This window comes from Candidatus Margulisiibacteriota bacterium, assembly GCA_028706105.1.
Lineage (GTDB): Bacteria > Margulisbacteria > Riflemargulisbacteria > GWF2-35-9 > DYQY01 > DYQY01.
This window is the reverse complement of record JAQWCF010000014.1, coordinates 16,717-29,525: the sequence shown is the minus strand read 5'-3', so window position 1 is coordinate 29,525 and position 12,809 is coordinate 16,717. Positions and strand designations below refer to the sequence as shown.

Annotated in this window: 6 protein-coding genes; all 6 read left to right on the top strand. The window is 33.9% G+C overall.

Annotated elements, in window-relative coordinates; all coding sequences use genetic code 11:
• Positions 1–151 precede the first annotated feature (151 nt).
• A complete protein-coding gene (locus PHF25_02590; GenBank protein ID MDD4526908.1) occupies positions 152–1,609 on the top strand; it encodes a UTP--glucose-1-phosphate uridylyltransferase in 1,458 nt (485 codons plus the stop codon).
• Between the two features lie 131 nt (positions 1,610–1,740).
• On the top strand, positions 1,741–3,093 hold the full coding sequence (locus tag PHF25_02585; protein ID MDD4526907.1) for a sugar ABC transporter substrate-binding protein: 1,353 nt from the start codon (positions 1,741–1,743) through the stop codon (positions 3,091–3,093).
• Between the two features lie 11 nt (positions 3,094–3,104).
• A complete protein-coding gene (locus PHF25_02580; GenBank protein MDD4526906.1) occupies positions 3,105–4,097 on the top strand; it encodes a sugar ABC transporter permease in 993 nt (330 codons plus the stop codon).
• Entirely contained in the window at positions 4,097–5,905 is a 1,809-nt protein-coding gene (locus tag PHF25_02575; protein MDD4526905.1) for a carbohydrate ABC transporter permease, read from the top strand. Before PHF25_02580 ends, PHF25_02575 begins: the two co-directional genes overlap by 1 nt.
• 51 nt (positions 5,906–5,956) lie before the next feature.
• Positions 5,957–12,022 (top strand): glycosyl hydrolase family 8, encoded by a 6,066-nt coding sequence (locus tag PHF25_02570; GenBank protein MDD4526904.1) that lies wholly within the window; start codon positions 5,957–5,959, stop codon positions 12,020–12,022.
• Positions 12,019–12,801 (top strand): hypothetical protein, encoded by a 783-nt coding sequence (locus tag PHF25_02565; protein ID MDD4526903.1) that lies wholly within the window; start codon positions 12,019–12,021, stop codon positions 12,799–12,801. Before PHF25_02570 ends, PHF25_02565 begins: the two co-directional genes overlap by 4 nt.
• Positions 12,802–12,809 lie beyond the last annotated feature (8 nt).

Below are 12,809 nucleotides of genomic sequence, written 5' to 3'. Positions count from 1 at the left end.
TAGACAAGCTTAGACAACAGACCAGAGATGGGCACATGATGTCTTATCTCAGGTGATGCGATGAAGAGTTTATTGACAAAGGTAAGTTTATATCCGACTGATGAGGTTCGTGAGGGTTGAGGTAGTTTCCTTTTCTTGTTATAAGTATAATATGATTGCTAGTTTAAAATTATCAAAAACGCACAAAGAATCAAGAAAAAAAATGGAACTTGCTGGCTGTAATCAACCAAGTATCAATTATTTTTTGAGTCTTTTAACTAAGATATCAAGTGGGTACAGAGGTTTATTGAAACTAGATGATGACATCAGGAAGGTGTCTGAAAAAAAAGTTTTTCTATATGAGGATATTAAACTAAAGGATAATACTCACAAACTTGGAGAAGCAAATTTAGGCAAGGTTGCTGTTTTAAAACTGAATGGTGGGCTTGGTACGAGCATGGGCTTGCATAAAGCAAAGTCGCTTTTGCCTGTAACCGAAGATGGAAAGACCTATATTGATTTAATAATTACTCAGATTGAGTCTCTCAGGAAAGACACGGGTATTAATATTCCCTTGATATTCATGAATAGTTTTAGTACTCAAAAAGACACTTTAGAGTATATTAGAGATAATTACCCTGAGTTCAAAAATGAGGGTATAGGTTTAGATATTTTACAAAACAAGTATCCTAAATTAAAAACTGATACACTAATGCCTGCAAGTCATACAAATGATCAATATAATTGGAGCCCTCCTGGTCATGGAGACGTGTATACTGTTTTGTATTCATCGGGAATTTTAGAGTCAATGCTTTTATCTGGAATCAAGTACTTGTTTGTTTCCAATGCTGACAACTTAGCTGCAACAATAGATTCGTTGATTTTAGGGTTTATGATAGAAAATGATGTTCCTTTTGTTATGGAAACTGCTAGACGCACGGAATCTGACAAAAAAGGTGGTCACTTGGCTGAAGATTTAAAGGGCAATTTGGTGTTAAGAGAGCTTGCAAATTGTTCTGAGGATGAGGTGAAAAATAATTTTGAAGACTTAGAATTATGGACGGATTTTAATACTAATAATATATGGATAAAACTAGAGGCCTTAAAGGATATTCTAGACAAAAATAATTCAATTATGCCTTTAGATTTAATAGTAAACATTAAAAATAATAATTCTTCTTCCTCAGCCACAGCAGAGGATATTGTAAAAGTTTATCAGTTAGAGACAGCAATGGGTTCAGCAATCAGATACTTCCCTAGTGCTTGTGCAATAAGAATAGACACTAATAAGAGGTTTTTCCCAACCAAGAAAGTTAGTGATTTGATGTTGTTGCTGTCAGATGCCGTTTATTATAACGATAAGGGATCGCTATTATTAAAAAACGGGAGGGAAAAGCCAGTCATTATCTTGAGTAGTCAATATAGCACTGTTCAAGATTTGTATGAGCTTTGTCCAGAAGGTGTTCCTTCTTTAAAGTTGTGCAATAGACTAGAGATTGTTGGTTCAGTTTCTTTTGGTGCTAATGTTGAAATTAAAGGTTTTATTAAAATTATAAATCATACAAAAAACTTGTTTAATATTTCACAAGGTTCAGTGATTACAGAGGATATTTTTGTCGATCAAGATTAGGTTTAATTTTCAAGTCAAAAGTACCAATAATTTTAGCTGTTTATATTTATAAAAACGTAATCATTAAAATTGACAGCCACTAACGCCAATGCTATCATGACACCTGAAAAAAACTTAAAGGTGGTACCATTATGAATAAACTTTTTTCGTCTATTGTTATTTCTATTTTATTAATTTCTTTTACTTTTTTGATTACAGGTTGTGGTGATAAAGAACAAAAAGATGGTCAGACGATTATTTCTATGTGGGTAATGCCAAATTCCTTAGAGCCAGTTAACGATTTAGCTGATATTTTAGAAGATTTTCATAAAGCTAACCCTGATATCAAAGTTCAGCTTACCTCTTTAGATTGGGGCTCCGCATGGCAGAGGATTACAATTGCTACTATGTCAGGAGAAGGTCCAGATATTTTACAGCTTGGAACTACTTGGGTTGGAGCTGTTACTGGTATGGGTGCGTTAGCTGACCTTACAACCAAAGTTAATGATTTAGGTGGAGCATCTTATTTTCTTCCTTCCTCTTGGAGATACTCTGGTATTGATGGCAGCAATGTTGTTACTTCTATTCCTTGGTTCGTTGATGCTAGAGCTATGTACTACAGAACAGACGTCTTTAACAGACTAGGTCTTAGTAAAAACGATTTAGCAACTTGGGAGTCATTTCAGAAGACTTTAGATAAAATTCATAAAGCTAATCTCACAATAGATGGTAAAAGAGTTTATCCTCTGGGCATTACTGGTAAAAATGACTGGAACGTTGTTCATAACTTAGCGCCTTGGATTTGGATGGCAGGTGGAGATTTTCTGAAAGAAAACAATAAAGAATGTGCTCTTTATTCCAAAGAAGCAGCCAACGGTCTTTCTTTCTTAGTAAATTTAGTTATTAAGGGATATGTTCCAGAATCTTGTTTGGAGCAAAACACTTCGCAGGTAGAGAATGCTTTTAATAATGGTGAGTATGCAATAATTTTTACAGGTTCAAACGAGCTAAGAGCTCTTGTTACTCCTGAAGAACAAGGTGGAGCTGCAAATACTTATGTAGCAAAGAGATTTGATATTGCACCTTATCCTGAAGGACCAAAAGGAAAAGTTACTTTTGTTGGTGGTAGCAACCTATCAATTTTTAAGAACTCAAAAAATAAAGATGAAGCATGGGAAGTAATTAAATATTTAGTAGGGAAGAAGGCTCAAGTTGAATATTCAAAGCGCAGTGGATTTCTTCCTTCTGCTATAGAAGCTTTTGATGATCCATATTTCACGCAAGACTCTAGAAGAGCAGTTTACAGAGAAGCAGTAAAGTATGGCCGTGCATATCCTTGTATTCCTGAATGGGCACAGATTGAGCAACCTTTAAATCGAAGATTTGGTATTATGTGGGAACATGTCCTTAGTAATAAAGATAAGTTTTCATATGATGTTATTTATGAAGATGTTTTAAAAAAGGCTACAATAGAAGTTGATAAAGTTCTATTGATGAACAGATAGGCTTTTAGAAGATGACAGAAATTAAATGCATGAGTTTTACTGAAAAAGTAAAACAGTATTATCAGGAACGTAAAGCAAAAGTAAAATACTATTATCATAAATATAAAATAGCTTATTATTTTATATTACCAACAGTAATAGCCATGATTTTAATGCATCTATTTCCAATAGCTCAGGGATTATATATGTCTTTTTTGAAATTAAATAATTTTACTTTAAACCAATATTTAGGTGCTCCTTTCATTGGTTTTGGTAATTTTTATGATGTAATGTTTAACCCTTCAAGTCCAATGAGGATAGGAATCTATGATGCTGTTAGAAACACAATAATCTATTCATTTTTAGTTACGATTGGTCAAACAGCTGTTGGTATGATTGTGGCGTTAATGCTCAGTAATGAGTTTAAGGGGCGAGGGTTGGTAAGAACGTTGTTTATGTTTTCTTGGATCGTTCCAACTTATGTTACTGGTATATTGTGGGGATTTATGTTCCAACAGAGCATTGGAATTATTAATATTATTTTAGTAGATTGGTTACATTTATTAGCACAAAAACCTTTTTGGCTAGTTGGTGTAAACTCTATATGGGCAATTATCATTCCAACAATTTGGAGATTCTGGCCATTTTCCATGTTGATGCTACTTGCGGGGATACAAAATGTCCCTCAGTCTTTATATGATGCTGCGAAGATAGATGGAGCAGGCAAATGGAAAACTTTTTGGAAAATCACTTGGCCAATGTTGAGTCCTGTTTGGATGATATTAGTGCTATTTGGAATAATTTATAATACTTATTCTTTTAATATTGTAATTATGATGTTTGGTAATGGAGCAGGGTTCCCAGGCAAATGGGGCGACTTAATGATGACTAATATTTTTAGAAATTCATTTATGAGATGGGACTTTGGTGCTGGTGCTGCTACTTCTGTATTATTACTTTTTGTGATGATTATAGTTGTTAATTTTTGGTACAAATATTATAAGAAAACAGAGGAGATTTTTTAGTGGCTATTATTAACTATTATCAAAAAGAAAAGATCTTAAGAAACTTTTTTCTTGGCTTAATGTTTGTGTTTTTAATACTTAATTCTTTTCCTATTTTTTGGATGATGTTTTCTTCTTTTAAAAATAATAATGACATCCTCAGCGGTAAGGTTGGGTTTAGTAGAGCTAGGACAGATGTTATCGGAATGGAAATAGTAGGAAAAGATTTTTATGTTTTTTCCCAAGATGGTGGAGTTGCAAAGTATGATATTGATACAAAGAAAGCACTGGATAAGTTTAAAATTACAGGTAGAGATGTGAATTATTTTTTAGACAAAGATCATATTTATATAGCGAATTCGACTAAAGGTCTTTTAAAAGTAGATAGAAGATCTTTTGATATTCGAGCTAAAGCTAAAAATCCCGTGACAGGAGTTGATACGAATCGTTTAGGGAACACGTCCATTGTTGCTTATGATGATGTTGTAGTTTTTACTTTGGAGTTAAAAGGACTAAATAGATTGTTTATTTATAATAAGAAAGACCTGTCTTTGATAAAGACAGTGAGACTAGAAACCGATCATGATAGCTTTATTCGTTCATTGCAAATTTTAGGAGAAAAATTATATATTGGTACAAATAAGTATCTATTGGTTTTAGATAAGACCTCTTTTACAGAAAGCAAGAGAATTAGCTTAGGTGATGATTATTTTCCGGCTGGTATTCAACGAGTTAAGCAGATTAATGGCAATCAAGTTTTATTGTTAGTTCAAAATGGACTTTACGTGATTGATGAAGAGAAAGAATTAGTTGTAGACAGGAAAGATTTTGGCATTACTTTATTTGAAGATATTGTGATAAAAGATAGTAAAGCATATATTGTTAGTCCAACTGGGTTAAGAGTTGCTAATATTTATACTGGTCAAGTTTATTCTGATTCACAGAAATTGGTTAGAGAATTAAAAGACGGAGAGACCGTTGATCCTGCATCTGATTATAGTAGTAGTGAAGCCACAAGAATAATTGCCAATGGTGATGAGTTTATTATTGGGTCATCCTATGGGAGAGTATCTTTCATCAATGACTTGAGTGCAAAACCATATGACTCACTTCAATTGCCATTGGGACACAGATTAGTTATGGTTGAAAATTATGCAGACCTTTGGAAGAATATTGATTTTGGTTTATATTTAAAAAATAGTATCATTATTTCTGGATTTACCATGCTTTTTGCTATGATTTTGGCAACATTGGCTTCTTATGCCTTGGTTAGGTTCAATTTTCCCGGGAATAAAGGTTTCGGCGTTTCTATCTTAGCTACACAGATGATTCCTCAAATTATGTATTTGATTCCTATCTTTATTATGTTTAAGTGGATTAGTGATGTGTCAGGTATTTCAATACAGGGTACGCATGCAGGGCTTACTTTTATTTATACCGCTTTTTTCGTGCCTTTTTCTATTTGGATATTAAGAAGTTTTTTTGCTTCTATTCCTATTGAGCTTGAAGAATCCGCTAGGGTAGATGGTTGTAATGCATTTCAAGTTTTTTATAAAATTACGTTGCCTTTAGCAATTCCAGGCATTGTCGCAACAGGGATATATGTATTTTTACAGGCTTGGGATGAACTTATGTTTGCTTGGATTCTTACAGATTCAAATACCCTAACAATCCCAATAGGAATAAGGCTTTTTGTTGGTAATTATCAGAACAGATATGACTTAATGATGGCTGCTGCAACTGTTGCAACTCTACCAGTATTAATTCTCTTTTTCTTATTGCAAAAACATATAGTCAAAGGCCTTACTGCGGGAGCAGTAAAAGGCTAACTTAAAAGACCAAATTGACTATAAGCCTGTTGCTGTGCATAATATAGGGATATGCTTATTAAACAAAACAATAATGCCAAAAAACCTAATAAAAAATTATTTTATTTTTTGGGAACTTGTATTATTTTATTTATTTTATTTTTATTACTTCGTGGATGCCAAGGAAAACGAAACTTTGACGTATTAATAGCAGACTATCAAAAGCGTTCGATTCCTATCTTGCAATCAGTTTGGGATCATTATGTGAATCATGAAAACTTTGATGCTGATTGGTGGTCTGGTAAGTTTACTCATCCAAAAATGATTGGTGATGATGGTATACCTTATGCGTTTATGGATTCTGGTGATGTAGATAATGATGGGATTGCTGATATAGACTGGTCAAATCCTGCTAAACCCTTTGAACTGTTAGTTGTTAGTGAATCTTCTTCTTATGCGATGCTTAGGGCTATTTTCATGAAAGACAAGAAAACCTATGATAAAGTTTGGAAATGGACTAAAGATAATCTTCAACATAGTCAATTAGATTATGTATATTATTGGAAAGATTTAAATCATCCTAGTAATGGTTGGAGAACCATGGAACAGCTAGGGCTTGATAAAGATAACTTATTCGCCTGGCGATGGGCTCCAACCATTGCCGATAGAAATGGTGACGGAGTAAAAGAGGGTGGTATTATTTATTATAGATGGCAGGCACCATCAAAAGAAAATAATCCAAACGAACCATGGCGTGATGGTTATGACGCTGCTTCTGATGCTGATGAAGATATTACTTTAAGTTTAATAATGGCTCATAAATTATGGGGAAGTAAAAAGGGAGACAAGTACTTAGATTACGAACAGAATGCTAGAGCCATTGTTAAAGACATTTGGGACAAAGAAACTTTTGTTAATAATGGGTTTAGATACTTGGCTGGTGGAGATAATATAAAGGATATCGAAACTGGATATCTTTCCCCTTTTACTTATAGAATATTTGATGATTTCGATCCAGAACATAATTGGTTAGATCTTGTTGATTCTTCTTATCGTGTCTTCAAAGAATCATCAATAATGCCTCTGAAAGATTGGGTTGATAAAACAGGCAAAAGTAATAATCAAGACCCCAACAAGAGACAACGTTGGCCAAGAGCCAATTTGTTGCCAGATTGGGTGAACGTTGATAAGGATGGCAATTTAAGAGATGGTCAGAGCAGAAGAGAGCCAGAGTTTGGCACGGATGCTTTTAGGGGACTTTGGCGCATAGCTGTTGATTATGATTGGTATAGTGATGATAGGGCAAGTGAGTATTTAAGAAAAAATAGCTTGTATGGTCCGTATAATTTTTTAAACTTTAGAATGAATGACCGTAAAGGTGATTGGAATAAAACAGCAAATTATGATGAATCAAAAAAAATTGCCTCAGTTTTTTGGCATGATGGAGCTTATACCCTTTATGAATCCAACTATGAACCAGATCCTTATGAAAACTATGTCTTAGATGCTTCCAGCTCAAGAGCCAATTGTGCTCAGTACGGTGCATATTTATCATATTTTTGGGCTTCGTATTTAGTTGAACCTAGTCCCAAAACTTTTGCAATGATTGAAAAATTATTAAACCCACTAATAACTCCTGAAGCTGATGGTTTTAGTAAAAGACAATACGTTATACCAGACGATCAACTCGCCTTTGAAACGGCTAAAAATTTAGCAAAACATGTGCCAGCTGATAAAGTAGACTCACGTGCAGAAATAGGAACTCCCTATAACGAGTCCGATGGTTGGTATTGTAAGAGCAAAAAAGGTGGCTATTGGACTGTTTTTGACCACTCAGAATGGAATGCTCAGATGGATTACTTTAGTAGTACATGGGCGTGGTTTGGTTTAGCTCATTTTGCAGGATTAATTAAGAATTTTTATGTTCATGATAATACCAAGCCTCAAGTTACGGATTTTGATTTATATTTAGATCCTGACTTCAATTATAAAGTAACTGATCAACCAATAATGGTGGATACCGTTTATGTGAAAGCGGTTGGTAAAGACAAAAACCCAAATCGTCGAGATTTCTTTTATATTAGAGTTGAATCTAACCAAGATGGAGCGTCTCCAATTATTGTTAAAGTTGCAGAAACAAATAAAAATACAGGAATTTATACTGGCAAATTTAGCATTGGTTTGGAGAGTAGTGCTGCCGGTAAAGTTATTGCGGCTTCCGTTGGCAAAGAAATTAAATTAATAGTAGTCCATCAACCGAAAATTAATAAGACTTATAAAATTGGTAAACTCGTTATTCCAACTATTCTTGAGGATTTTGAGAATGGAGCATATGACGATGCTAACCCCTTAGCCTGGTGGACAGATTCTATTTTCCCAAGTTCTGGGAAGCCAGCATTTACTGTTGGTAAGGATGCTGGGATATACATTTGGAAAGACACCAAATGGCATGTTCGTTTTCTGGCAGGTGTTAGTAAAGAAATTTATCATGGAATGATCCTTACAGACGGAAAGATTACATATGCAGATAAGTCTGATACTGAAAACACTGATCAATTTAAAAAATTGGAACGTTCAATTGATTTTAGTTTTACTGAATACAATGGTCTTGATGGTATCGACTTTGTTGCAGATGGGGAATATGTGGTTTTTGATATCAAAAGAAATGGTAGCTATGATTTAGAAGCTTTTAAAATAGGTGTTGATGCTCTTAGTTCTTTTGGTGCACCTCTTGTTTTAAGGAATTATGGCGAAACAGGAACTTATAAATACAATATGAGTAAAAACATCGCTTATAATTCTAATTATGCGTTAAAAATAAACAAGAGTTACATTGGTAAAAGTTATCCTTATTTAGGGGCAGTTATCTTTAACGAAGCTCACAAAGATTGGACTCAGTATGATGAGTTTGAGTTTGACGTTTATCTTAAAAAAGATATCGGAACTATCCGAGTTGATATTCAGGATGAGGATGGAACGGTTGTGATTTTAAATGGATATAACCCTTGGAGTAAAGAAAAGGGTGCTGGTTGGTACAAGTGGAAATCAAATAATTTATTAGGAGTGGACGTTAATGCTAATTTGTTACAGCCATTCTCTATTCGTTATCGAAATTGGTGGAAGGGTTGGTCTTTTGATCAGGGAAGAAACATTGACCGCACAAGTGAAATAGATTTGACTAATATTAAAAATGTTATGTTTTGTATTAACGGCGGAAACAAAGATAATTCCGAGCTAATTATTGATAATCTAACCTTAAAGAAAGAAAATTATTATTATGGGTTCAATAAACCGAGGTCAATTACGGATATAGAGTTTTATGAAGATAAAGATTTTCAAAAGCCTATAGCCAATAATTCTATTTTGAACAAAGATAATATTTTTATTCAAGTAAAAGGCAAAGATAGCTCAAAAGATACCATCGATAGATTTAAGATAAAGATTGAAACAACCGACAGACATTTTGGTTGTGAAGATATGGACTTAGAAGTTATGGAAACGGATATTAATACAGGTATTTATCGAGGACATTTAAAAGTAGGTGTTTATTCTGATTTTGCACATAAAATTATTGGTGCAAGCGCTGGTAATACAGTAAAAGTATATTCTGATGTTAGAAAAGGATTTTATAAACAGTTAAAAGTAGGAGAGTTTGATTTAAAGATTCTTTTAGACAATTTTGATGATATTGCCGCTGGAATAAGACCAGATTCTTGGTGGGTTGATAGTATCGATCCAACTGATGGTAGACCTATTTATCCTGCTGGACAGAAACTTGGTTATTTCCTTTGGAAGGAAAACCAAACTTGGTTTTTGCGTTGGTCTTCTGACCAAACAACACACAAATTTTCAGGATCACTCAAGAGCGATGGGAATATTAATATTATTAATAGATACAATCTTGAGCTAGGAGATTCTATAGTTCAGGAGACGCCTAAACATATTAATTTTTCTACTTTTGAAAAGTTTGCTGAAGATGGTATCGACTTTACGGTAGATGGTACTTTTGTTCAGTTTGATCATTTTATTGATGGCAAAAGATATCCCCAGCTAACTTCGGTTGGTCCAAATGATTGGAATAAAGCGTATACTATACCTTTTATTGTTAAGGATTATGGTCGTACAAAGTCATATGATTTAATGATTTCTAATAAAAGATTTGTTTCAGCTCCAAACTCTCTTAAAGTTGAAAAAACGTATTTTAGTAAGGATTACCCCTATTTTGGTAAATGGGGCTTAAGTGGTGATTTGAAAAAATGGAATGACAAGACAGAATTTGTTTTTTTAATATATTTACCTGGCGATATTGGTGATATTCAAGTTGATATTGAGGACCAAAACAGACAAACTGCGATTTTAAACTCATATAATCCTTATGATTACAATAAAGGTCCTGGCTGGTATCGTTGGAGATCAAACTATCCTTCAGGGCGAGCTGTTTCAGAGAGATCTATAGACGTTAGACCAATCAAAGATCGAAGGTTCTGGAAATCTTACGACACAACATTAGAAGACTATGTGGATGTTACAAGAAAGTTTAAACTAGATGATATTTTGAATTTGGAATTGAGTATTGGTGGGGGCGAAAAAGCAGATTCAATAGTGGAAATTGATGATATGTATTTGATTAGAGGGAACAAGCATATTGGCAGAACCAACCCTAAAAATATTGATTACATTAAATTGTACAAAGATGAAGATTATCAATACGAAGTTAAGGATCTTATTACAACACAGAAAGTTTATGTGGAAATCAAAGGAAAAGATGGCGATAAAAACAGTCGAGACAAAATTAATGTGGAGTTGTTCAGTAATGACGAGGTAGTTGAAGTCAAAACAATTTTTATTGTTTTAGAAGAAACTGCAGCTAATACTGGTATTTATCGAGGGGCATTTAATACAGGATTAAATACATATAAAGATGAAGACATTCTTGGTGCTGCCTGGGGAAGTAAAATTAAAATAGTCCCTCCTGTTGAACAGACGGAGAGCGTTGAGTTTGAAATCGGCTTGTTTGATCTTTTCCATATAATTGATGATTTTTCTGATGGAAGCATTACAGACAAGCACCCAGTTACTTGGTGGGTTTCAGGAGCAAAAGAGTCTGATAAATCTTATATGTTGAGTGTTGCTGGCAAAACAGAAAAGCAACTGAATGTTTATAAAAGATTTAGAGGTGATGCCTATCCTTATTTTGGTGCTTGGGGACTAAAAGGACGTCAGTCGGATTGGTCTGACAAAGAGGATTTAATTGTGGAAATGCAATTAGATAATAATCCGGGTGAATTAAGGGTAGATATTGAGGATCAATCAGGTAACAAGGCGGTACTTAATGGCTATTCTCCTTGGGATGCTGAAAAGGGTGCGGGGATTTATGAGTGGTCTGCTGCCAAAGGTTTTGGTTCTGATGTAGAGATGAAACTTGTTCAAAAAGACAAAATAAGAGATAGAGCATGGTGGAAGGGTTGGAACAGTAATCAACAACAATATGTAGATGTTTCTGATGATTTTGATTTTTTGAGGGTAAGAAATATTCAGTTTTTACTGGATAGTAATGGAAAAGTAGATAAGTCCGTCAAGATTAATAAAATATATTTAAAGAATAAGAATTATCGTGTTGGTAAAAGCAGACCAACATTAGTTAACTCAATAAAACTCTATCATGATCCTGGTTATTTAGTTGAAATAGGGAAGGATGATCATATTCAGTTTAGGAAGCTATATGTAGAGCTTATAGGCAAAGATGCTGATCCGAAAAAATTAGATCTGTTTGATGCTACGTTATTAGTTTATCCAACTGGAGGTAGTTATTATCCAGCTAAGGTTAGGTTAATGGAGACTACAAACAGTTCTGGTCGCTATAGGGGGATGATAGATTTAGGTACTGTGTATAGCCCAATGACACTTGATTACGTGAAGGTAAAAGATAGCGCTGCCATTGAATACGATGCTAAGAATAAAACAAGAAAATTTTTAATAATTTCTTTGATTGATTTTAATCCTAAAATGTATTCATCTTTACAGAAGGGATTTGGTTTTCCTTGGAAATATCTTATTCTTCTTATAATAGTTGCAGCTGTAACTTATTATTTATATAAACGAAAACAAGAAAAAGAAGAAAAAAACTCTAAAAAGTGAGACCAATTTCTTTAACCAAAAACAACTTTAAGGTTTTGGTTAATCCTGCTCATGGAGGCAGAATCCAGCAGTTATATTATAAGGATGTACCTCTCTTATATGTTCCAAAAAAACTTTCTAGCACCAGCTGGACTAATTATGGCGGAGACTTTCTCTGGTTAGCTCCACAGCAAAAGTGGGGAGGTTGGCCTCCCGTAAAAGAGTTTGATAGTTTAGCTTGGGATTTTTTAGCTTCTGAACAAAAGATAGAGATAAAATCAGCTGAGTGGAATGGTCTTGTTTTGGGTAGGACTATTTATTTTCAAGAGAATGATTTAATTGTAGAAAACTCTTTTTTTAATCAATCAGCAACTGTAGCAGAGTGGGGTTTGTGGAATATTTCACAACTATCACTTGACGACTTGTCGGTCATCTTTACTGTTCCTGAATTGAAAATTTTCAGTTATCCCGAAGAAATAACAGTAGGGAAGTTGGCTACAACAGGTAACCTCTTCATAGAGAAAGATAAATATATGATAATACCTCAAAAAAGTTTGGACTTTAAAGTGGGAGGAATTGCTAAGGACAATAAGCTTATTTGCAACATAGGTAATTTAGTTTTAGAGAAAGAAATAATCCTAACGAAAAAACAGCAGAAGACAGAATTTCCACACCAATGTAATATTGAAGTATATAAAAATGATAATTATTTGGAAGCTGAGTTGGTTTGGCCAATGGTAAAGCTAAAACCTGAGGAAACATTTATAGGAATTCAAAAATTCTCAGTTAGGAAAGGATAATAAAATTT